This window comes from Holdemania sp. Marseille-P2844, assembly GCF_900120005.1.
Classification (GTDB): domain Bacteria; phylum Bacillota_I; class Bacilli_A; order Erysipelotrichales; family Erysipelotrichaceae; genus Holdemania.
In genome coordinates this window covers 467,430-490,768 of the sequence record NZ_LT635452.1, presented here as the reverse complement: position 1 = coordinate 490,768, position 23,339 = coordinate 467,430, and the positions used below count along the sequence as shown (strand labels likewise).

The 23,339-nt window shown below is 51.2% G+C and carries 22 protein-coding genes and 2 tRNA genes; 7 read left to right on the top strand and 17 right to left on the bottom strand.

Going from position 1 to position 23,339, the window contains the following annotated elements; translation table 11 throughout:
* Positions 1-94: 94 nt before the first annotated feature.
* Complete coding sequence (locus BQ7364_RS12240) at positions 95-319, bottom strand: hypothetical protein (RefSeq protein ID WP_072684971.1); 225 nt, start codon at positions 317-319, stop codon at positions 95-97.
* A 365-nt stretch (positions 320-684) separates the two neighbouring features.
* Between BQ7364_RS12240 and BQ7364_RS12235 the strand changes: the two genes are divergently transcribed.
* The 6 genes from BQ7364_RS12235 (at position 685) to BQ7364_RS12210 (ending at position 4,312) form a co-directional block, all read left to right on the top strand.
* Positions 685-1,371, top strand: coding sequence for a TM2 domain-containing protein (locus tag BQ7364_RS12235; RefSeq protein WP_072684970.1), 687 nt, complete (start codon positions 685-687; stop codon positions 1,369-1,371).
* Between the two features lie 101 nt (positions 1,372-1,472).
* Positions 1,473-1,562 (top strand) — tRNA-Ser (locus BQ7364_RS12230).
* Between the two features lie 135 nt (positions 1,563-1,697).
* Positions 1,698-2,228: a phosphatase PAP2 family protein gene (locus BQ7364_RS12225; RefSeq protein ID WP_072685064.1), complete on the top strand. Its 531-nt coding sequence runs from the start codon at positions 1,698-1,700 to the stop codon at positions 2,226-2,228.
* Positions 2,229-2,281: 53 nt separating this feature from the next.
* Positions 2,282-2,368, top strand: a tRNA-Leu gene (locus BQ7364_RS12220).
* A gap of 357 nt (positions 2,369-2,725) precedes the next feature.
* Positions 2,726-3,469, top strand: coding sequence for a hypothetical protein (locus BQ7364_RS12215; protein WP_072684969.1), 744 nt, complete (start codon positions 2,726-2,728; stop codon positions 3,467-3,469).
* A 348-nt stretch (positions 3,470-3,817) separates the two neighbouring features.
* Positions 3,818-4,312 (top strand): CarD family transcriptional regulator, encoded by a 495-nt coding sequence (locus BQ7364_RS12210; RefSeq protein ID WP_072684968.1) that lies wholly within the window; start codon positions 3,818-3,820, stop codon positions 4,310-4,312.
* A 9-nt stretch (positions 4,313-4,321) separates the two neighbouring features.
* Here the strand turns inward: BQ7364_RS12210 and BQ7364_RS12205 are convergent, their stop codons facing one another.
* The 12 genes from BQ7364_RS12205 to BQ7364_RS12145 all read right to left on the bottom strand — a co-directional run bounded on the left by BQ7364_RS12205 (position 4,322) and on the right by BQ7364_RS12145 (position 16,384).
* On the bottom strand, positions 4,322-4,642 hold the full coding sequence (locus BQ7364_RS12205) for a helix-turn-helix domain-containing protein (RefSeq protein ID WP_072684967.1): 321 nt from the start codon (positions 4,640-4,642) through the stop codon (positions 4,322-4,324).
* A 795-nt stretch (positions 4,643-5,437) separates the two neighbouring features.
* Positions 5,438-6,661: a phosphopentomutase gene (locus BQ7364_RS12195; protein WP_072684965.1), complete on the bottom strand. Its 1,224-nt coding sequence runs from the start codon at positions 6,659-6,661 to the stop codon at positions 5,438-5,440.
* Positions 6,662-6,678: 17 nt separating this feature from the next.
* The gene (locus tag BQ7364_RS12190) at positions 6,679-7,779 is read right to left on the bottom strand and encodes an aminotransferase class V-fold PLP-dependent enzyme (RefSeq protein ID WP_072684964.1); all 1,101 of its coding nucleotides are present in this window, start codon (positions 7,777-7,779) and stop codon (positions 6,679-6,681) included.
* A 10-nt stretch (positions 7,780-7,789) separates the two neighbouring features.
* Entirely contained in the window at positions 7,790-8,758 is a 969-nt protein-coding gene (locus BQ7364_RS12185) for an amidase family protein (protein WP_072684963.1), read from the bottom strand.
* 6 nt (positions 8,759-8,764) lie between these two features.
* Positions 8,765-9,934, bottom strand: a complete 1,170-nt coding sequence (locus tag BQ7364_RS12180; protein WP_072684962.1) for an alanine racemase — start codon at positions 9,932-9,934, stop codon at positions 8,765-8,767.
* A gap of 3 nt (positions 9,935-9,937) precedes the next feature.
* Positions 9,938-10,849 (bottom strand): phosphotriesterase family protein, encoded by a 912-nt coding sequence (locus BQ7364_RS12175; RefSeq protein WP_072684961.1) that lies wholly within the window; start codon positions 10,847-10,849, stop codon positions 9,938-9,940.
* 57 nt (positions 10,850-10,906) lie between these two features.
* Positions 10,907-11,287 carry a DUF2620 family protein gene (locus tag BQ7364_RS12170; protein WP_072684960.1) on the bottom strand — a complete coding sequence of 127 codons (381 nt, stop codon included), beginning with the start codon at positions 11,285-11,287 and terminating at the stop codon, positions 10,907-10,909.
* Positions 11,288-11,311: 24 nt separating this feature from the next.
* Positions 11,312-12,625 carry a YhfT family protein gene (locus BQ7364_RS12165; protein ID WP_072684959.1) on the bottom strand — a complete coding sequence of 438 codons (1,314 nt, stop codon included), beginning with the start codon at positions 12,623-12,625 and terminating at the stop codon, positions 11,312-11,314.
* Between the two features lie 35 nt (positions 12,626-12,660).
* The gene (locus BQ7364_RS12160) at positions 12,661-13,035 is read right to left on the bottom strand and encodes a hypothetical protein (protein WP_072684958.1); all 375 of its coding nucleotides are present in this window, start codon (positions 13,033-13,035) and stop codon (positions 12,661-12,663) included.
* 5 nt (positions 13,036-13,040) lie between these two features.
* A complete protein-coding gene (locus BQ7364_RS12155) occupies positions 13,041-13,409 on the bottom strand; it encodes a hypothetical protein (protein ID WP_139248634.1) in 369 nt (122 codons plus the stop codon).
* Between the two features lie 284 nt (positions 13,410-13,693).
* Positions 13,694-14,617, bottom strand: coding sequence for a GntR family transcriptional regulator YhfZ (yhfZ, locus tag BQ7364_RS12150; protein WP_072684956.1), 924 nt, complete (start codon positions 14,615-14,617; stop codon positions 13,694-13,696).
* Between the two features lie 270 nt (positions 14,618-14,887).
* Positions 14,888-16,384 carry a PucR family transcriptional regulator gene (locus BQ7364_RS12145; RefSeq protein ID WP_072684955.1) on the bottom strand — a complete coding sequence of 499 codons (1,497 nt, stop codon included), beginning with the start codon at positions 16,382-16,384 and terminating at the stop codon, positions 14,888-14,890.
* A 159-nt stretch (positions 16,385-16,543) separates the two neighbouring features.
* Between BQ7364_RS12145 and BQ7364_RS12140 the strand changes: the two genes are divergently transcribed.
* The gene (locus BQ7364_RS12140) at positions 16,544-18,760 is read left to right on the top strand and encodes an oxidoreductase (protein ID WP_072684954.1); all 2,217 of its coding nucleotides are present in this window, start codon (positions 16,544-16,546) and stop codon (positions 18,758-18,760) included.
* Between the two features lie 216 nt (positions 18,761-18,976).
* Here the strand turns inward: BQ7364_RS12140 and BQ7364_RS12135 are convergent, their stop codons facing one another.
* The 4 genes from BQ7364_RS12135 to BQ7364_RS12120 form a co-directional block, all read right to left on the bottom strand.
* Positions 18,977-20,080, bottom strand: a complete 1,104-nt coding sequence (locus tag BQ7364_RS12135) for a DNA alkylation repair protein (protein ID WP_072684953.1) — start codon at positions 20,078-20,080, stop codon at positions 18,977-18,979.
* A 42-nt stretch (positions 20,081-20,122) separates the two neighbouring features.
* On the bottom strand, positions 20,123-21,790 hold the full coding sequence (locus BQ7364_RS12130; protein WP_072684952.1) for a M14 family metallopeptidase: 1,668 nt from the start codon (positions 21,788-21,790) through the stop codon (positions 20,123-20,125).
* Between the two features lie 133 nt (positions 21,791-21,923).
* Complete coding sequence (locus BQ7364_RS12125) at positions 21,924-22,850, bottom strand: CPBP family intramembrane glutamic endopeptidase (RefSeq protein WP_072684951.1); 927 nt, start codon at positions 22,848-22,850, stop codon at positions 21,924-21,926.
* Positions 22,847-23,206: a VOC family protein gene (locus BQ7364_RS12120; RefSeq protein ID WP_072684950.1), complete on the bottom strand. Its 360-nt coding sequence runs from the start codon at positions 23,204-23,206 to the stop codon at positions 22,847-22,849. The genes BQ7364_RS12125 and BQ7364_RS12120 overlap by 4 nt, the downstream gene beginning before the upstream one ends.
* Positions 23,207-23,339: the final 133 nt, after the last annotated feature.

Genomic DNA, 23,339 nt, shown 5'->3' with positions numbered 1-23,339 from the left:
TTTATGCTTTGTCTTCATTTTACAGGAAAGCTGAATTTTCAGAGTAAAACAAACGGTCAGAATAATCATTGCTTTTTTCACTTGTTTTGGTTTTTTATGTTTCTTGCATGGCGAGCAATGGATTACTGAAAACCAGGCGCAAAAAATCCGGCAGATGAAAGACAACCTGTTTTTCATTTTCTCCATTCCCGCGGCAATCCAGTTCAAGCATAAAATTATCTTCATTTTCCAGGGTTGAATTGTGTCTGTTTGAGCCGATTATGGAAAAACGAAAAGACGATTCTATCGGAACGGGCATCCGCAATGTGCCGCTTTCCATGTGTAAGTTGGCGCTGAAGATCAATATCCGCCTAAAGGAAATGATAAAAAGATTGTTCGCATAGCTAAAAGAACGCGAACAGTTCTCTTAAGGGTCTCTTGCGGAAATCAACTTTTCTTTGTCTGTGGTCTTTTTAACCCGTCTGGCGAAATCAGGTTTTGTTTCTGTTTTCAGTAAAGTTCAATCCAAAGAAAGGACAAATGGATTCAGTCACGGTTGTCTCAGCGAACAACGCTTTTCTTCTTGCAGCTTCGCCGAAAAGTCACTTTCTTACGAAATTCTTCATAAGTTTTTCCGATTGTTTTTAAATAAATCTGATATACTGTATTTACAAACGCAAATATGCTGCACAGGAGGTTTACCTTATGAATGATCATGAAGAATATGATCCGATACTTATGTTTTTTATCACCTTCTTTTTTGGAGTCTTTGGCGTTCACCACTTTATTCGCCGCCAATATGGCTTGGGAGTTTTATACTTCTTTACATTTGGGGTCATGGGAATCGGCTGGCTGATTGATACGATCCGCGCCTTCATTACAATGTTCAAAACAAACAGCGAACCGCAAAATGACGGAAGACATTGCCGTCAGTGCGGACGACGCCTGGAGCCGAACCGCGAGTCTACCTTTTGTTCGCATTGCGAGGAACAAATGGAACAGGATTATTTACAAATCTCCAAACACTTCACCCGCGTCATCGACGAAGTGGAAAAAGGCCAGCCGCATTTAGAGGATTACCTGCGCCGTTTTGATATTCTGAATAAAGACGTTGAACAGATGTGGGATCTGGCGCAGGATATCGACGTTGAACCTCCGTTTCATCAGAGCGATCTGCGGCAGGCGATGGACCGCAAATTCGCTGAAGCGGTCAGTACGCGGATCTCCATGGCCTTGGAAAAATCCCAGATCACAATGGATACTGTCAAATTGAAACAGGAGCTGATGACGCTGACCGAGGAATTGATCGACTGCAAATACCATTTTCCGAAATATGCCGGACTGATCAATCCCATGATTGAAAAGACGAAGGAAACGTTGAACAAAATCTGAAACGCAAGTAAGAAAGACGGCTGCTGAGTCGTCTTTTTCTTATGAATTTTGCTAAAACCTTTGACATCCCGATATGGATCCGCTATAATATAAAAGCACTTGGAGAATTGGCCGAGTGGTTTAAGGCACCATCTTGGAAAGGTGGCGAAGTGGCAACGCTTCCGTGAGTTCGAATCTCATGTTCTCCGCCATGTGTAAATAAAGGCTTAACCAAGCCTTTTTTCTTTATTTTCTTAAGTTTTTTTCAACAACTCTTAAGAATCAGTACCGCCCTTTTGTGTTATGCTAGGGATAGTTTCAAAAAGGAGGGATTCCCTTTGGATTTCATGATTATGGAATGGATCACACAGGTGTTCCAATCTCCGGCCATGACGGCGGTCATGCGCTTTATTACCGGTTGGGGAAATTTAGGCGCGTTGTGGATTTGCTTTGCATTTTATTTTTACTTTATTAAGAAGGATCGTCAGACTGCCGCCTTTCTGCTTCTGGCCATCGTGCTGACCTGGTCGTTAAACGATTTAGTAATTAAACAGCTGGTCGACCGGCCGCGGCCGTTTATGACGCATGCCGAACTGCCGGCTCTGATTGCGATGCCGACGTCCAGTTCGTTTCCATCAGGTCATACCGCGACTTCCTTTGCGGCGATGATGATTCTATTCGCTTATGGCGGCCCTTATAAATGGATGGGATTAGGCGGAGCTGTTTTAATCGCTTTCTCACGGATTTACCTGCACGTACATTACCCCTCGGACGTTCTGGCAGGCTGTCTTGTCGGTCTGTGTATTGGCGCCTGGCTTGTCCGATTGATGAAGCAACGCAGCGTTAAGCTCACACCGGCCGACGGGGAAAAGTGTTAATTTCTACTTGATTTCACTCTGGGGATCAGATATAATAAATAAGCACATGAATTCCCCAGGTGGCGAAATTGGTAGACGCAAACGACTCAAAATCGTTCGGTAGTGATACCATGCCGGTTCGAGTCCGGCCCCGGGGACCATGAAAAAGACAATCAGACGAAAGTCTGATTTTTTTGTATTTGAATCTTAGCGGTGATAACTGACGATTTTTGAGCTTATCCAGCACCTGCCTCGGCAGAAAAGGAAATATCAGATGCAGGAAATAGTCAACTTCATAAATAGAAAGTCCAACAGGATGATTTTAACGTCAGAATCACTATTTTTTCATGAATCACATTTCAGATCAGCGTCCTCTAATCTTATCAATTTAACGTTCTTAATATGACTAATGTTATCCCTGTTTTCTTAACTTTTTATGAACTTGGATCCCTTCCCGTCTTATTCTTGTTATACTTTAGTTAAATAATGTATTCTGCTTAATTTCAGGAGGTGTTTCAATGAAGAATTCCGGTACTGTTCTCCTCTGTGCTTTTCTGCTTGCTGCTTGCGCCGTCGACAGGAATAACGCCGCCCCTCAGGTTCAGCTTGACGAATCTTCCGCTTCTGCTGATCTGCAGGCTTGTTCCTATACCGACGCCTATGCCCAACTGGATCCGGATTCGATTCAAATTCAGAATCTGCTTTTGGAATTTGTCCCTGACGCGCTGGATCAGGATACGCTTATTCAGGCCAGCACCGATGTCGTTTTAGCGACAGTTTGTTCCATTGAGGGAGGAAGCACCGTTCATGAGATCAAACATAAGATTGTTCTGCCTTATACTTATGGCACTCTGACAATTCTCAAAAGCCTGAAAGGTGATCTTTCTGCCGGTCAAACGATCCATTTCACACGTTCTGGCGGTATCATCGCTTACGAAGAATATCTTCAAACCTTAGAGCCCAGTCAAAGGAACGCTGTGGCATCAGCCACTGAAAAACCTGCTTATATCAAGCAAAAAGTTTCCGAAGATATCGACATTGAAGTTGGAAAGTCCTATTTAGTTTATCTGTCTGACGATTCATATCAAGTAAAACCCGATGCTTATGCGATCCTTGGCTATCAAGGCGGTCTGCGGGAAGTCTGGGCCGTCAGGGATCTGCAGATTACGCCCGAAACTCCGTTTTCCGAAATTGAAGTTTATCAGTTTATTGACAACAGTTGGGAACCTTTAACACTTATTTTTACCGATTCCTCTCAATGATGAAAGGAAATAGAGGCGATGAACAAACTTAAAAAATCAGATTTTGAATTTGTGCTCTGCCTGGTTATTATCTTTCCTTCCGGCTGACCTTGATTCTTTGCGCTATGACATTGGAAAAAATCATCCCTGATGTCTTTTTGCTGAATGTATTCGTTTTTCTTCTTCTGATCATCCTGCCGCTGGTTCTTACAAGCCTTATACTGCGATGCTTGGGCCGCTGTTTTCCACGCTTATTTTAACCCTGACTTTCCCCCTTTTGGATGCCGTTGACGATTTTACTTACGAAAATCCCTTAAAAATGGTAGAATAAAGGTATAGATTCACCTTTTGGAAGGGGGAATGAGCTTCATGTTTAAAGAAAAGGATTATGTACGTTATGGTGCGCGAGGAATATTCCAGGTTGATCAGATTGTCAAAAAAGAACTGAAACCGCGCCGTCCTGAAACGTGTTACGTGCTCAATTCCGTTTATGGCATCCATACGCAGATCGTAACGCCAGCCTCCAATTCACAACTGCGCCCGGTCATGAATCGGGAAGAGATTGAACAGATGATCAACGAAATGCCGCAGCTGGAATCCGCCTGGATTGATGATAAGCGCAAACGCGAGGAAACCTACCAGGCAATTCTGGCAGAAGGCGACGGCCGCAAGCTCGCGCAGATGATCATCTCGATTTACACTCAGAAACAGGACAAGCTGAAGGATCGTAAATCGCTGTCCCGCGCGGATGCTGAAATGCTCGCCCGGGCAGAAGACCTGCTTCATGAGGAAATTTCATTATCGTTCAAAATAAAAAAAGAAGAGGTTGCCGATTACCTCCTCAGCCGATTTAAAGACAAATAAGTCTGATCGTTACGGAAGAACAGCATTTGATGCCGGCCTTTCCGTTTTTTTATGCTTTTTCAGCTCTGCCGGATTGATTATTTCTTCTTCCTCCTCAAATACATAATCGTTGAGTTCCGGAAAATCCAGAAATTCAGTCAGCGTCATATTAAAGCCCAGAGCGATGCGATGCAGCGTGCTGACACGCGGATCCTTGGTGTTGCCGCGGATAATATTATCCAGCGTCGATTGCCGCAGAGAAGACATTTTTGCCAGGCGGTGAACGGTTATGCCTCCTCGCTGACGACACAGATCTTTAATTCGGTGGATAAGCATTTCAGAATATTCCATAGCCGACTCCTTTCATGATTTGATCCCCGTCTTCCCCATTTCTGAAAGACTTGATTCTTATCATAACAAGCAAAAGGCAGGTTTATACCCGAATTCGGTTAACCATCCCTTTTCTGCATCAAAAACAATCGTCTGCTCTGAAAATATTTTCAACAAAGTCAATGTTCGCAGGGAACTGACGCCGCGCATTCGAAAAGGCAAATTCTGTCAGAAATCTGCTTCTTTTCTTCCCATCCTGTATGCTTCCTTCTCTTACTCAGCTTGCTGAGTTCAAGGTCTGGGCAAAACTTTCTTTATTCAAATGTGGCGGGTTATGTTCCCTTCGTTTATCTCATGGCTTGCCCCGCTGTCCCACACGAAGCAATATCATGGATTGTGCAGCCTCCCTGCCGGCCGTATTTTCCTGTCCCGCTCTCACTTGCAAAAGCACAATTCGCCGGATTATCCCCTCTTCTTTCACTGCATTCCAGATCTGACGCTTTGGCTGATCCTTCCTTCTCCCTTTAACCATCAAGCATTTTCTGTATTATCACTTTCTCTGCAATAAGTATAGAACACCTTAGTTTTAACTGACCAAAATGCCAACATGATTTTCCTGAAACGAAAAGGATTGACCTGTCTTCTTTCGAATCATGCCAATTCTATTCTTATTGGATGATCTTTCTTATAACTTTCTCTAAGTTCAGGTATTGGCTATTTTCAAGTTTTTTTTATCGGTGCTCTCTGCCTGTGCCGATCAATCTTCCCACCGATAAAAAAGTCAGCATATCCTCTTTGCAATATGCTAACTTCGATTTAACCTTGCGGCAGCTGAAGCAAATCCAGATACGAAGTCCCGTTTTCCGGGGCATCCACGCCAAAGAAATCACAGCACGTCGCACCGTTGTCGGACATCGTGCGCCGTGTTCCGATTTTCACGCCTTTCAGACCTTTCCGATAAATCAACAACGGAACACACTCGCGGGTATGCCGGCTGCTGCCGATATCCGGATCATTGCCATGATCCGCCTGAACGATTAATATATCGTCTTCCGTCAGTTCCGGCAGGATTTCCGCCAGACCCGCGTCAGCTTGTTCCAGAATCCGCCTGTATTCCGCGCTGTCCTGTGAATGCCCTGCCAGATCAGTTTCCTGAACATTGGTGCAGATAAACCCGGTATCCATGCGGCGCACGGCGTCCAACGTCAGCCTCATGCACTCCGGCGTCGGCACGCAGGAAAGACTGGTACCCAGATCGTTGGCGACAATATCCGCGACCTTGCCGATCAATACGCACGGAATTCTAGCTTTGGTCAGGATTGTTGGAACCTGGACATTCTTGTTGACGCCATACCCCAGATGACGGCATTGATAACCTTGTTCGTAGGATTTGGATTTTGCCGAAGCGATTCCGATAAACCTGCCCTGCCTGATTTCCTCAGCGTTATATAAATCCTGCATCGTATTGCCGGTGCCGCCGAATACGATCACCCGGCCGACCGTCACGACCTCGCGGACCCGCTCCGCGATTTCCACTTCTTTTTCAAAAGAAATCAAATCCAGCGGCGCGGTCACGTTGTAGCACATACCCAGATCTGCTTCCAGATTATCGGCGATCGTGACGAACTTGTCGCAGACCACATACCGCAGTCCCTGTCGTTCGATGATTTCAACTTGATGGCCGCAGTTTTTCAAGTGCGCTGCGACGACGTCGACTTTCTGCTGGAATGGATGGACTTCCGGCTGCTTTGGCAGAGTCCCCATAATTTCCTGATGCCCCATGAACGTATCCGCTCCGAAATGCATCAATTCGCTTTTGCCGAAATTGGCCTGAGGATTGAATTTCATCTGCGCACTTTCGCTGCCATACGCGTTCATCAACCCCAGCTTTTCCAGCGTCGGCAGCTTCAGATCCGGGTGATCGCGCAGGATGCTGCGCAGCGTGTTTGCCTTCTCATCGCCCGGACGCACCGTAGCGGCATCCTCCATCGCGCCGATCCCGAAACCGTCCAGCACGACGATGATAAATCGCTTACTCATCCGCTTCACCCCCGCATTCAGGCTTCATTCGCTTCCTGAATGCTTTCTGCCAGAATCCTTAATACCGTATCCGCACCGGAGCGGTTGGGATTGATGCGGATCATATATTCACCATAACGAGGGTCTGATTTTAAGAACGTTCCGGACACGCGGTAGAACATCGGCGCCAGTTCATATTTGGATTCCGCGCCGACCGGATTAGGCAGAGCGCCGCGTTTTTCAGCCGCCGTCAGCACCTTTTTCGCGATCGGCTCAGCAAATTCGACTAACAGCACCTTCGACTGAGCGTTGGCGATGCAGGCCTGCTTAATCCCTTTGACTTCCCCGGCCTGAATGCGTTTGAGCGCTTCTTTTGCTGCGGCATCCGTCAGCGCCAGCATCACCGGCGCGTAGGTCAGACCACGCAGAACCTCCAGCGCTTCCCAGCCCTGCGTCTGGCATCCGCCGGAATAGTGCATCTTCCGGATCCGGTCGATGATCACCTTGCGTCCTACGACACAGCCGATCCCTTCCGGTCCCTGCAGCTTGAACGTCGAGAAGCAGGAGACGTCCGCTCCGCATTCGCATCCGATCTTTTCCACCTTCATGACGCCGTAGTTATCGTCGATCAACACTGGAATATCCGCCGTCTGCTTGATCGTGGCGATCACTTCCGCCAGATGATAGCTGTCGTCAATTTTCTGCCGGCTGTGCTGTACCAGCGCCCCGCGGATATCCGGATTTTCCTGCAGCGTTCTGACGATTGCCGACAAGTCGTTAAAGTTGGATGGCACCGGGACCAGACCAAACATTTCAAAACTGGTCTGGGTTGTCGAATAGGCCGGGGCTTCGTGAATCAGAATCTTCTGACCGCACTCCATCATCGCGCTCAAGCCATAGCGAATCGCGCCGGTTCCGCTGCCGCGGACCAAGATGCATTCCTCAGCACCGAAGAACTCCGCAATCGCCTGTTCCGCTTTCCGCGTCGTCACCGGCTGATTGCCCGGCTGATGGACTCCCAGATCCCCGCGCGTTAAACTTTCAGTGCCGCGAAAGTGCCGCGTAATGCAGTCGACCAGCTTAAACTGCTTCTGCATCGCCTGTTCCAAAGTCATATTTTTTAATGGGTAAACGTTCATTGTTGTCCTCCTATATTTCGTAACCTTCGATAAAATAGTTGTTCAGATCCAAAAAATACCGTTCGATCAGTTCGTCATGAACTTCCTCAATCTGTTCGGCCAGATAAAGCAGCCGCGCGATTTTTTCACTTTGACTTTCGCACATCAGAAGCGTCGCCATGCCCAAGCCGGACTGCGGCAGCGACAGCGCCGTTGCACCGGCCAGATTGCACACGCGGACATAGCCCTTCCCCGCGGCCTGCTGAATCCTTTGCGTCCGCGCATCGAAATGACCGAACAGCGAATCGCCGAAACCGTCCAGATCAATCGGCCCTTCGGTGATCATAAAGACGTCGCAGCGTTTCAGAAGCACTTGTAAATACGCTGTCAGTACGGTGCGCGGTGCGGCCGGATCCTCAATCGCAATGACCTGCGCGTCGATTCCCGGATATTCCCGATCCGCCAGAACCCTTCCAGCGCCGGAGGCCGGACGGATGCCGATGGCAGCCTGAATTGCCTTCATCAGGATCTTTTTATCGCGGGCCATAAAGCCGATCGAATTGGCTGATGTGATGTTGTCGGTGTTGGGTTTGAGCTGCTGCGGACGGTCGGCTTCGATCAGCCTGGAAATGAAGCTTAAAATATTGACGCTGATCGCCGGCGCCAAAACGCTGCCCCCGCCGTCGTTGCCGATGCCCAGATCATTGATGCCCGCGAATACGTTGATCGCGGTGCCGGAGGAGGAACCTGACATGAAACGGCCGCTGATCGGATTGATCAGCTCCGTGTCGACAGCCCGGCCGGCCAGTTGGGATTTCTTGTCGATTGTGTGCAGCGTGAAGCCCGCAGGTTCCAGTCTGTGCATCAGCGTATTCGGAATGGAACGCACGTTTTTGATTCCAACCAGAAGCTTTTCCGGATCGCCGTCCAATACCTTGACAATGGATCCATAGGGATTTAGCAATGCGGTTTTATGCTGCAGCGAATAGTTGTCTTTCATCCTGATTTACTCCCAATTTACCTGAATTTTTCGGCCCTGACTGTCAAACAGCCCGCTGATCCGCGGACAGCCCCGGCTGAGTCCTTCGACGATCGCGACATGGCTGCGGGTTGTAAAAATCTGAGCCCGGAAGCACATCAGCGCGGTATCGGATACCGTGCAGTTGCGGTCGATTTCAAAATGATAGTCGATCGAATCGTCATCGGGCGCCTGAATGTTGAACATCCGCGCGTGTGCGAGATCACGGCCGACCAGGACATGCGCCATGTGTCCGCGCCGGTAGTGTCCGCCGCCGAAGCAGTACGCCTTGTCCTTATAATTGTGCGAGATTTCCGAAACATAAAGATAGCCGATATTCTCCGGTTCGCGGCTGGCTTTGTGCAGCGGCGTCGTGCCGGTCAGCCCGTGGCCGGGTTCGCCGTTGTTGCCGCCTAACTGCCGGATTGTGGGAATGGAGGCGCAGCAGGTCGCGCTGGGGATGTTGATCAACAATTCATCCGACACTTTATCTTTCAGATAATCCACCGCCCGAAGCAGGCCGCTGACATTGCTTGTGGCTTCTATCTTCTGTGTTTTTTCACTGTAAAGCAACGCTGGAAACACGGTCACGCCGCCGATCCGCACGTGCCTGAGCGACTTGACTTTCGCCAGGATTTCCGGCAGCTGAGCGCTGGAAAAGCCGGCGATCTGACCGGAATACAGGCTGGCGTCGTCATCCGTAATCCGGATCATAAGCGGCTGTACCCGATTGATTTCCGCAGCTGCCTGATCGATCTCCGCAATCTTTTCAAGACTGTACACCGTCATCACATCCGGACGCGCCGCAATGATTTTCCTCAGCGCAGCCTTGGGCGTCTGAACCAGGTGACCGACGTTGCCCAGATGAATTCCATTCTCAATCATCACCAGCGCTTCCTTGTAATCGACCGCGACGCAGCCGGCAAAGCCCAGCTCCATCAGCCGTTTTGCGACGATTGGATTCCGGCCCAGCTGTTTCAGCATGAAAAACAATTTCACATCATTTTGACGGGCGGTTTCCAGCATTCGCCTTCCATTTTCAGCGATCGTATCGAGATCCAACAGATAGGTGTCGGGGAGAATCAGACCCTGCTGATGCGCATGAAAAGCAAATTCGATCAGTTTTGAATTATTCTGCAGGCATTGATTCAAAAACATAGTCTACCTCCACTCGTTATCCAGGATCCGCGCCGGATTATCCGTCAGACAGCGTTGAATCTGCCGCTCTGAGGCGCCGGCCTGCTTCAGAAGCGGAACGACCCATTTCATCACGCTCAAATACCCGTCTCCGCCATGACTTGTGAAATATGTCCGCCGGGATATATCGTTGCTGAAAAGCAGATGATCGCCATAGCCGGCTTCCATGATCGCCAGCGCATTGCGGGCGCGGGTTTCATCCGGCATGTACGCTTTCTTGCCGCAGGTGTCAAACGCGAGATTCACGCCGTAATTCAACAGCTGGCAATGATACTTTGTGTCGTCGATCAAGTCCTGATGCCCGATGATGATCTTATCCGGATCGACCCCTTCCGCCAGCAGCGTTTCGATCGTTTCCACGGCGGTCGCGCGGCCGGTGTGCGTCGATACCGCCGCCCCGGTCAGCTGGGAAGCGATGCCGGCAGCCTTCAGAATCTTCTTTTCCTCCCCCTCGAAGCGTTCCGGGGACGAGGCAATCTCAGCGATGATCCCGGCCCGGATTCCGGTATCCTCGATGCCTTCGGTCAGCTCCCTGACATACACTTCCGCGATCTGCTGAGCCGAAGCTGTTTTCAGCCACTCCGGGTGATACTGCGTTAAATAAAAACCGGTGGACGCCACGATCGTCAATCCGGTGTCCAAACTGATCTGTTTCAATTTACGGACGTCGCGGCCTAAATCAATCGTGCTGACCTCCACTGCCGCCTGAACGCCCAGCGCCATCATCTTTTTGATTTCCGGCTCGACTTCCGCCGGCGTTTCAATCATGCTGATGCCGTCATGACGGACCCGATCCAGATCCACAATGAAGTGTTCGTGGCACATCGTAACGCCCAGCTTTTCTTTTTCAATATCGTTTAAAACCGTACGGATCATGAAATTTCCTCCTTAAAAAGAAAGAGGCATCCGAAGATGCCCCTAAATGAATACCCGCTATTCAGGTTTTCCTTCAGATTTATCAATCAGAGCCTGCACCAATGCCGGAACTACTTGTTCAGTATGAGTTTTAACATAGCCAAACGCCTTATGATTTCCTGAATAAATGAGATGACGAATTTGTTTTTCATTCGGACAATTGCCTTGTTTGGAAACGGTCAGACAGTTCCCATAGCCCAAAACCATGATCGCCGTCGCAAGCGAGCCGCCGCCTCCGGTCATACAGCTTCCCAAGTAAAAATCCACATCGCCGCTTTTCACTTTCCGCGCCGCGATCATATCCGGATCCAGCGAAGCTTCAACAAGCCCCGGGAATTTCTTCTCAATAATCTGTTTCGTTTGTAACGCGGTTAATCCGCAGCATTCAATTTTTAACATAAGCAATTCTCCTCTTTCATTCCATTACAATAGGACTAGTCCAAGAAAGATCATGATGTTGTACAGAATACCGACTGCAACGGCCGCTAACGGGCCGACTGCCGACTTCGGAATCCGCTGTCCGGTGACGTCGTTGAGGACGAAGAAACCACCGACGATCATAAGACCGACTGCACCCCAGGTTGCGTTTGCCGCCAGGAAAGAACCGGCAACCAACGCCAGACCGATGCAGGAAACCATCGCGTCGCGGATATAATCGCCGCATTTGGACAGTTCCGGGAACTTCGATAGCCCCTTGCCCAATAAGCCTAACAGCTGAATTTCAACAAATTCCGCAACAAAGCCGAAGACAGGAGCCAGCCACCAGGTCGGAGCCAGACAGCCGACCAGCATCACCGTCGTCAGACCGACAGCCTGATAAACGCCGGTTGCCAGCGCCGTGGAAACGATCAATGGGATAAACGCGATAATAACGCCGATCATCGCCAGTTCAAACGTGCCCATGTTGCCCGCTAAGACAGCTGAGGACAGGACATACGGCTGATAAGCCTGAGCCAGAACATGAATCCCCAACGCGTTCAGCGCGCCCTGGATGCACAGATAAACCCAGTTGCTCTTAATCCGATTGGCATTCTTCGTAAACAGGTTTTCGGTTTCCGAATCATTTTCCACGCTTTCCGCATTCTTGCTTCCATTAATGGAATAGACAAGCAGGCAGATCATGCCGGCCAGCATCGCAAAGGTGTACGGATACAGGCTGACGGAGATCGAACCGAAATTGACAGCGCCGACCACTGTGCAGAAAATGTAGACGATCGCTTCGATAAGACCGGTTGTGATTCCCTTTTTAGCCCCGAACTGGCTTGCGATCGCAACCGCTGGGAACATACAGAACACCGGCAGCGCCGGGGAGCTGATCTGTGTCAAATCATTTAAGAAGTTATACGGCAGCGCTGTGAATGCAGAATTGATAAAGCTGGTGCCGAAGGCGCACAGCGCGCCATACGCACCGCCGATGATTAACGCGACCCACTTGTTCGGCGACCAGGCGCCCAGGCAGTCGGTAGCGATTAACGTCAGATGACAGGCGATCAGGCCTGTGCCCAGCCACTGGCTGAAACCGGCCAGAACCCAGCCGAAACCCATGCCGGTAACGACGACCGCAAACTCCGCCCGCGTCATCCGGCCTTCCATTAATTCCGGAAAAACCGGCCGCGCGCCGTCGTTGAAGTTGGAAATACATTTGTGCGAAAGCAGGCTTGCCCAGGCACAGATCGCAATCAGAACGATCGCGCGAAACGGCAGTGAAAATTCAAAATTAGTAATGATTCCTTCCATGTTTACCTCCTCTTACTAACATGATTCCCCTTCATTTAATCGCCGCAGCCTTCTGCCAACCGGGCGATTAAATTATTTATGTGAAGCAGCGCGTAATCCTGTTCGGTTTGATTGAAATGATTGCGCGTCGCCGCCATAACATCCTGAAGCATCTGCAGCGATTGCGGATAGCTGTCCAACCCTTCCAGCTCCGCCTTCACCTCCGGCGGCAGCGGTTCGATTTTCTCCCCCGTCGCATTGCGGCCAAAGGCCGCGCACAGATGCGCGATAAACGTATCGGCGTTTTCCTCCTGAAGCTGAATGTGATATTTCTGGTCAAACATCGCGATGATCGCCTGAATGTCGTCAACGTCGGCCGGCTGAATCATGCCGCCCTCCAGATACAGATTCAATCTTTCCGTAAAATCCATTCTCCTCATTTTCCTTTCTTTTTGTTTTTTACCGGCGCATTTTTCGCGGTTTCCACCGGCATGTACCGAAGTCCGAACAGCTTGTCCGTCAGCGCCAGACAGAGCTGATCGGAAAACTGCGTGATCACGATCGCAATCGAACAGGTGACGATCAACGCGACATAGCTGGTCAATGTCCCCAGCCGGCTGCAGCCGTACATCAGCAGACTGACGACGACCGCGACGAACAACATGCGGATGTATTTCAGTTTGCGCTGTGTCGCAGGATCCAGCGCCATCACCGCGTGGCAATGCGTGCATTCCCATGACTTCCGCAGCTTCATCTCACTAACCTCATGGATCTTGCCACATCGGTAACATTTGATTTTTTTCATCTCATCCCACCCAATATACACTATTCCGTATTTACAAACTCAGTATAGCCCCAGCAAGTGAGAAAGTCAACAAGCAAAATACATTTTTATGTATTTTGAAGTTCGATTGATTTTTCTTACCTTTCCACTGTCGCCTTCAGCGTTTGACAACTCCTGTCGTTTTTCAATTCTTCTTGAATTTCTCACCTTTCCATTCTGATTCCCGAGATTTAAAGCAGTGCAAGACATAAAAAAAACCAGTTTCTTTCGTCCGCGTCAGAATCTGACAGACGATCGAAACCGGCTTAATAGCTCGGTGTTATTTTTTCTTCCAGAACCAGGCGCTGGATGTTCAGCACCGTTTCCACGTCGACCAGTTCTTTGATCAGCGTCGAAATTTCATTCTCTCGGGCAACGACCAGCACGGCCTCGGTGTTGTCTTTGTTGACCTGCTGGATTGATTTCGTATGGATTTTGACATGTTTATCGTTGGCTTCGTCGATATTCATGACCGTCGCGTCGATATCGCCGGAAATCACGCGCTCGATGATCCGCGAATATTCGATCTCAATAAATTCGACGTTTTTGCCCTGACAGACAAACTGCGTCAGCTCTTTCTGGTCAATCGAGGCAGAATCAATGCCGACCTTCATCCCGTCCTGAATTTCCCGAATATTCGGATTATGGAACATGATTACGTGATTGCTTAAATAAGAGCCTGCGCCGAAACCGACGACGATCTCAATTTTATCCGGATATTTTTCGATGAAATAATTGGCGGCGTATCGGGAAACGACCGCGAAGTCGTAACGTTTCTGCAAAACCATGCTGATGCGGTTGACGGAGCCGCGCATGTAGGCAAGATTGATCGGCAGGTCGTAATTATTTTCCATCGACGCGATCAAACCGGAGGCCAGTCCCTCATAACGGCGGCTGTAAGGCAGCGGCATCGTGCCTAACAACATCCGCACGCCTGCAAATTTCAGCAGCACCCGCATGTTCTTTTTCACCAGATAGGAACCCAGATGGCCCTTGGATTCAATCCGCACCGCTTCATGATCCACCAGCGTCTTGATCGCGTTTTGAACCGTGCCGCGGGCCAGACTTAATGAATCCACAAATTCGCTGACCGTCGGGATTCGTTCTCCCACTGAATATTTCAGCAGTTCCTTGGATACTTTAATCGTCGCAATCGCATTTTTCCCCATTAAATCTTCATAGTACATCATAGTTTATCTCCGTTTGCTGAACCTTGCGCGCCAAAACCGGCCGGCGCTCTCTTTCCTGTTATTTTACCATCGAACCGGATAAATTCAAAGACAGGTTCACGCGGCCGATCAAAATTCCCGACTTTCCGCAGATTCCCTGAAAGCTTCAAAATCAGCGTCTTTGCGGATCGAAAAAGAAACGGTCCGTTAAGATTAAGAAGAGAGCGGGAAAATATTCTGATTGACTTCTCAGGGATAATCCGGCGTGCAGAGGCTGAGCGGCGCTGAAATTCATGGGCCGAGGTATTCGTCAATCTGGATCGACAACAGAAAATTCTGGCAATCCTTGGGATTCTCACTGGCAAATCCGCTGATCTGGCGGGCTTTCTGAATCCGGTAAGCCAGAGAGTTGCGGTGCAGATGCAGTGCGGCGGCCGTGTTTGTCGGACTGCACTGGGATTGCAGATAGGTTTTAAACGTCGCCAGAAAATCTGTCTGATGCGTCTGATCAAAGTCTTTTAAGCGCTGAATTCCAGGATGGACAAAATCGTGCAGCGCTAACGCGCTGTGACAGGACAGAGTGTGCAGCAGCGTCTTAAAATAAAGATCGCGGAAAGCAACCAGACCGCTCAGGGCGTCCGTCACCGTCAATCCCCCCTGAAGCATCGCTACGACGACCGGACAGCTGGCGAGGGTTTCGATCGGATCGCTGACGATCATCAACGTCTCGGATTGCAGCGCCAGCGTATTCAGCGCTTCCTGCCGGTCTTCGTTCCAATCCTGCGGATCGAGCAGAAAATACAGATCGTTCTGATATTGAAAACTTTCAATGACCTGCACGCGGCGGTTGATTTCCTCATTGTAGTATTTCAGCGTGCAGGTTTTGCTTTTTGGAATCTGGCTTAACAACAGGCAGAAGCTGCGGTTCAGCAAGTGCGGAAACGCCTGCAGCCGCGAGCGCAGAATTTCGGGATGGAAAAACCGGCCGTGCAGTATATCCTGAATCAGCAGTTCAAATTGCGTATCCGCCTTTTCCGCCGCATTGTTCGCTTTAAACAGCTCGATCTGTAAAAGCAGCGCGAGCTGATCGACAAGACGCACGTCGGTCTGTGTAAACGGACGGTTCAGCTGCAATACCTCAATGCCGCCTAACAGATGCGGCAAAGCGCCGATCGAGCAGCTGATCAACTTGAGCCGCTCTTTGTTGTAATCGACCAGCTGAGCGCAGCGGATATGGTGCTGGCTGAACCGCATGATCGCTGTTTCGACATGGCGCAGATATTCCGGATGTGGTTCCTTGTGAATCAGGAAATAATCGTAAACCGGATTGCCGCAGGGTTCATCGGGCCAGGAACAGATCAGGGAAAACATTTTATCCAGAACATGGATCGGATTCTGAATGTATTGACAGGCGGTTTTCACCAGCGCAGTAATGCCCTCGCCCGAACTCGCCGCCCGTCCCAGCGCGGACAGCGCCTGCGCGTACACGTCGGTGTCGGTCAGCAGCGCAGAGAGCGTCTGGTATAAATCCAGCGCGCTGCCGGTATGATAAACCGCGGCGTTAAAGGCTGGCGCGCTGGCTTCCATCAACAGAAAGAAGCATTGCGGATAGGCCGAAGGATCCAACGCAAACGGCTCAGCCTGGATATACAAGGTCGCGGGCGTCAGCACAGCCGGCAGCTCAAAGATCAGCTGACAGCAGGTGATCGGCATTTCGCCCAAATCCCGCGGAATGGATATGGCATAACCGCCTGCGACAGCGGCGATCAACGCCTGACTCTGCATCATTAATTCTCCCCTTTCAGCGGATGTCCCGCCTGATTTCCCCTTATTTCCCGGTTTTTCGGCATTTTGCACGAAATACTCTGTGAATAATCTAGCAATCGGATGATGAATACGGTTCCATTGCCTTGTTAAAATTATAGCATAAGAGGAGGATCAATACCTATGGTTAAAATTTCAAGACGCGACTTCTTAAAAGGAAGCGGCGCCACCGCATTAACCCTCATGGCAGCCGGATTAGTCGGCTGTTCGGCAGAAAATGAAAAAACCCCCGATGCCCCTGCGTCTTCGCCGGCTCCGGAAAACGACAAAATCGCCGCAGCTTATCTCAATCCGCAGCGCGACGACTACCGCAGCAACACCAAAGAATTGAAAACGTTGTTCTCGCCGCTGACCATCGGCTCGCTTCAGCTCAGCCACCGGATGGTCAAATCGGCAGCCGGATCCGCAACCTATCTGGCCGGATTAACGGATGAACTGCTTCAATATTATATCAATTTCGCCAAGGGCGGCGTTGAGATGATTTATGTGGAAGGGATTTCCGCTTTGGAAATTCCTGCCGACGGCAGCGGCTACGACGCTGAAACCCTGGCCTTCGGTCAGAAGCTGGTCGCGGAATGTGCGAAGTATGGCGCCAGCCTGGGCTATCAGTGGGCGCAGTTCGGCGCCGGGGAAAATGAAATGAGCGTCGAACAGATTCAGGCGATCGAAGACCGCGGCGCGCAGATCGCCAAGGGCATGCAGCAGCTGGGCTTCAAAGCGTTTGAAATCAACGCCGCCGGCTTCAATATGGGCGAACATTTCCTGTCCCGTTTCTACAACGTACGCACGGACGAATATGGCTGCACCAGTCTGGAAAACCGCGCCCGTTTCGTCACGGAGTGCATCGCCAAGATCAAGGAAGCCTGCGGTGCGGACTTCAATGTTCAGATCTTAATCGACGCGATTGAGGAAAACGACAACGTCGCCAACAATCCGACGTTAATGACGTTGGACAACGCGGTCACAACGCCGCGCACAAAAATCACGACGGTAGAGGAAGGCATCGCTTTCGCGAAGCTGTTTGAGGCCGCCGGCGCGGATTCCATGCATTTGCGCTTAGGTCCGCTGGGTCATCACGTCGCGCAGTTCGGCAGCGATCTGTACTTTATCTTAAACGGCATCGAAGGCGCGTCCGGCTTCGGCACGCAGTATGATTTCAAAAAGCACTGGCAGGGCCAGCTGATCGGCGATACGCAGGGCGCCGGCATGCTTCTGAACGTCGCGGCCCGCTACAAGGCCGCCGTCAGCATTCCCTGCGGCGTCGTCACTTACATGGACCCGGCGCACGCTCCGGATTTCTTCGAACAGGCGCTGGAAGACGGCAAGGCAGATTTCTTCCTGATGACCCGGCCGTTAACCGTCGATACCGAATATGTCAATAAGCTGCGTGAGGGACGGATTGATGAGATCGCGCCGTGCACCCGCTGTCTGCATTGCCATATCGGAAGCAACGAAGCCAACGCAATGGCCGGCTATTGCCGCGTCAACGCTTTGACCCAGCGCGTCATGCGTGAAGGCGGACCTGCAGCGTATGAACTGCCGCCGATCGAAAAAGCGAAAAAAGTCATGGTGATCGGCGGCGGCCCGGCTGGAATGGAAGCGGCCCGGATTGCGGCAGCCCGCGGCCACGACGTGACCTTGTATGAAAAGAAAGGGACGCTGGGCGGCCTGCTGGATTTCGCACATACCGTCAAGGGTCCGCATGAAAACTTGCAGGATTTCAAGAACTATCTGATCCGTCAGCTGGAAATCACCGGCGTCAAAGTGGAAACCGGCGTGGAAGTCGACGCCGCCAAGATCAACGCGGAAGCACCGGATGCCGTTATTCTGGCTGCCGGGGGGCTGCGCGACACTTTGCAGGTGGAAGGCGACGGCAGTGCTCCGGTGATCGACATGGAATCGTTCATGTTTACGGAAATGGGGGAAAACGTCCTCATCTACGGCTCCAATGCCCAGGCCTTCGACGCCGCTCTGTGGCTGACCGTTCACAAAAAGCACGTCACGATGATCACGCCGAATACAGCCGCGGAAATGGATATGCAGCAATCGCAGCACGCGATGCGAATGATGACCACGGCGTTGTATTCGCTGGGCTTCAGCGCCTGGCCGCAGGCTTCATTGAAGTCGGTCAATCAGAACAAAGCAGTCATCCTGACCGAAACCGGCGTGGAGATGGAAATCGCCTGCGACGCGATCGTCAACGCCGCCGACATGCTGCCGAACACCAGCCTGCTGGAAGGATTGACCGTAGCGGAAACCTATGCCGTCGGCGACTGTGCCAATCCGTTCAATATCGCCAAGGCGATCCATGCGGGCAACGACGCCGGCCGCGCCGTCTAAGCGCCTAATTCTTTGATGAATCTGAGCCAGAATAGAGGTTGATTCCAGTTCATTCTGAAATCTGACCGGCTCAGGAAGATGAAATAAAAACAGGAACAAGCCAAATCTGCGCCGCTATGGCCCGGATGAAGCTTGTTCCTGTTTTTTTTATCGTTGTTGCTCAGACAACCTTGCTGCGATCTCCTGAATGGAAAATGGTCGGGAAAGACGTTTTGGTTATTCTGCCGCTGTGACCTCAAAATCGCGCGTTCCCTGCGGACAGCCGTTGATGATCAGGGTGACCGAATGGCGTCCCGGGTAATGTTTTCTGACGCTTGTGTCGGCAAAGTGTTGTTTTTTTACATATTTTCGTTTCTCGCCTGCCTTTAAGGTAAGCTCGGATATTTTATAGTTTTTCCGACTGTGTTTTCCTTTGGCCTTCATGTAGTCAACCGCATATTCCAGCCGTACCCGAACGTCGGTTTCCGCGCTGAGCACAAAGGAAAAAACCAGATCTTCACCAATTCGCACGACCGGCGTCGTCACAGTGAATTCCGCCGTCTTTACACTGGCATTCTCCGCCAGTCCAAACAGCGCCAGCGCTTCCGGATTTCCCTTTTTCAGCAATGTCCGGCAGCCATGTTTGAGGATTGCGTCTGTGATCGCGTTCTGCCCCTGCCAGCGGCGCGCCGTTTCCAGCACAAGCTCGGGATGCGTCTTGGAAATATCGTTCAGGTTGTTCGCCACGCTTTTCTGAACATACGGCGAGGGATCCGCTTTCAGCAGCTCGAGAATTCGCAGCACCGGCAACGGATTCTGCTTGAAGCTCGCTAACGCCTGGCCCCAGGGCAGCTGCGGACGGCAGCCCTCGCTGGCCAGCCGCCGCACATGCTCGCTTTTGTGCTCAGCCCAAACCGCCATCTGCGCCATCATCCGCTTTTCGTCGCGGAGGATGAACGCGCGGACGGCGAATTCCGCCGAAGCCAGCGACGTTATTTGTTCCAACGCCGCCATGGATTGTTCCCAATCCGCTTCCGCCTGGCCGAATACTTCGACATAATCAGGCAAGCACATCAACATTAACCCGTCGCTGTCCGCTGGATAATTCGCCGCGGTCTGCCGCAGAATCGTCACCGCCTGCGAATAGTCCGCAGGCAGATATTTGCCCAAGGCCAGCGCCGTCTTCCGGATCCGGGCTTTCAGTTCCAGCGTGTCCCAGTCCATATCCAGAATCTCGCTCACAAAGGCTTCGCTCTCAAATGCAGAATGGTTTTTTTTGATTCTGCGTGCCAGTTCGCCGAGCGAGTCAGCGTTGATTCTTGCTTTCATTAATTCCGCCATTCATTTCTCCTTTATCGAATTATCCACACAGATTTCAAGGTTTCAATCAATCACACAGCTTGCCGAAGCCTGTCCGGCCTGAGCGCAGCGAACGTTTAACCGCACAGTCGTTCCTGCAGGCGCACGAACAATCCATTCTATTTTCTTCCGCAGCGCGGCTGTCTGACCATAGACGCTGGAAAAGGACAACTCTGTTTGATCCTGACCATAGCCTTCCAGCGCTTCCATTTCACTGCGCGCCTGTCCCTGCACAATCTTTGCGCCCTCCAACGTAATCTGAATGGGTTCCGCCAGCTTCATCGCCTGGCGCTGCCGGCTGATCCATGTCGGCAGATAGCCGCGGTTGACGATCTCCGCCGTCACTTTCACGAAGTCATGCCCCAAAGGTTGGGCTTCAAAACGCAAAATCGCCAGTCTTGGCAGCAGGCAGACCTGACGCAGCGCAAACCGCGTGGCTTTTTCGCATTCTTCGCGCAGATACGCCGGCGGGCAGTTTTGGATCGTAAACTTATAATCCAGCCCGCCGATCTCCACCTCGCCCAGCTGCGGATGCTTCAGCGGCGTCCACGGCTTCCAGGCTTGCGGACAATGAGCGTCGATCCAGGCCAACGTTAATTTCTGCTGCTGCAACAGCTGCGCCTCGCTCAAATCCGGATCCAGCTGATCTTCCACGCTGATCCCGGCCCGGCTCTGCAAATCCCACAGCTCGGCCGTCACTGCGAAAATTCCGCGGTTCAGATAAGCCCAGTCATCGCCCGCGCCGGCCGCATAATCGGTTTCCGTACAGTGAAAGCCATCGTATAAATTCAATAACGGATAACCCATCTCTTCGGTTGCCAGCGCGCCGATCGCATGATAGATTTTCCGATCCAGCGGATCCTGTTCAGCTTCCGAAAACGGTCCCGGCGGATTGAGAATCATACCGCCGCTGGTATGATGAGTAACCATCACGCCGATATTGTGATGAGCGATCAGAAAATCCGCCACCGCACGGGTTTCCGGATTATCCAGCGGATAGTTTCCCGCTCCCGGCTGCTGCGGCTTCCACCAGCAGGGATAATTGCGGTTGAAGTCCAGCCCCCATTGGGCCGGGGCCGCTTTAAGAATTTCCCCCTTCTCCCCACGCAGCATGCCTTCCGGCATCACTGTATAGAACACGCCGTCCATTTCATCCGGCCGCCGCCGGCGCAATAACCGCGGTTCTTCCTCATCCGCCGCCCACGCTCCGGTTTCGTCGGGAATCCGCATCCAGCGAATCACGCCATCCTGATCCAGATCCTGCCGGACGACGCCGGACTGTTCTTTCCCTGAAACCCGGTTGACGGATCTCAGCAGCTGGGGCGTTTTCAGATAAACCTCCGCGCCATCCGGAGAAATCCGCGGGATAAACGTAAACGTATAGGCCCGAAGCAGTTTTGCGATCTGCGGTTCAGCGTGTCCGGTCAACAGCACATCCAGCTGATGCAGCGCGGCCATCGACCCCGTCACTTCCCCGGCATGCGTGTTTCCGTCGATATGCTGCGCCGGTTTCTCATCGAAATCCCCGCAGCTTAAGTCCGTCACCTCCATCGCCCACAAATCGCGCCCTTCCGGGGTTTTTCCCAAGCTCCTTAAGCGGGCAAAGTCCGGATAATGCTCGCTAAAATAGACCAACCGCGCCGTCAGCTCGGCATAATCCGCATAATGATCATAAGTAAAAGTCGTTTTCATCCCATCAACTCCGTTTCTGATGAAATCAGTGTAGCACCGTTTTCCTCCATCCGCAAAACAAATCCGCTCCCCTCCTTCGTGTTTCGCATTTCCCCGCTGAAAAAACAAAAAAACCGGACAGGCCGGTTTTCCCTTACAATTTTAGCGTCAGGATGTTCAGTACGCCGTAGACAATCAGCGTGATCACGATCGTCCAGGACAGGAAGAACTGCTGGATTAAAATCCACGGATTTGCTTCCCGGCGCACGATGATCCGCTTATGCCGCCGCCGGATCAGCGCGATTAGCGCCAGGGCGTAAATAATGACGCAGCTTAATCCGATCACCCATGAATACTGCACCGGCACCAGCTGTAAAGCGACCGTCTGCAAGTTGATTGCGATATGGATGATCACCGCCGGCAGAATTGAATTGAAGCGCATCGTCACAACCGCCAGAAAAGCGCCCAGAAAGAATGAGGGCAGAATGTTGATCAGATTACCGTGCATCAGAGAAAACAACAGCGAGCTGGCGAAGATCGCGAAATAATTACCCATCCGGCCGAAACTGCGCAGGCAGACGCCGCGGAAAATAAATTCCTCGCAAAAAGGGAACACGACTGCCGTCTGGATCACATTCAGGATGACCGCCGGTAATTTTCCCTGCAGAATCAGCTGTGATGATGTGAACTGAATATTGGACCAGCTGAGCACCAGCGAGAGAATTCCGACGATAAAAGTCAGAAGCAGATTCAGTGCCAGACCGATCAATGTCAATTCGAGAATATCGCGCCACTCGCCCTGACAACGCCCGAAAAACCGCCCTGTCTTCATTTTCTTTATCGCGGCATACGCTTGAAAGGGAAGAAGCATGACGATCAGCGTCACGGCGATCCGGATTCCAGCTTCCGCTGCCTGACGGTCAACCGTTTGATAATACGGCTCCAGCAGCGGAACGAGCCGCTGATAGCCAAAGGCCGCGCCGACGGCCAGCGCAAAGACAACCAGAAACGTCAGTCCGACGCCATTGAATTCCCGGCGCAGCTGACGCGGCGTTACCGTCTGAATAATCCGATCACTCATTGTTCCCCCTCCTTTTCAATCTTCTGAAATTCCACGGTATAGCCGTCCGGATCCTGAATAAAAAAGGAATACACGGCAAACTGCGGATGCCGCCGGGGAGCGGAAGCTCCCTTCATGTCTTTGAATTTTTCGTACAGTGCGTCGACTTCAGCCTCATCGGCGCAGTTAAAGGAAATGCACGAATAGGCCGGAAGCTCAAAATCCACGCTTTCCACAAAGCCCAGATAGCCATAACCGCTGTCGTAAATATGACAGCCCGGCTGCGTATGCCAAAGTTTCAGCCCTAATTGCTGAATATAAAAAGCATCGGTTGCCGCCAGACTGCGGCAACGATGAAAGACGACCATTGATTCCATAGTGCATCGCTCCTGTTCTCTGATTCAGAACTGTATTGTTTCCATCACCCGTTTATTAACCGGAGTACGGCGGTCTCTGCTAAAGCGGCAGGATTGGATCTCTTGTCCGTGAAGAAACCCGATTTCTCTGTGC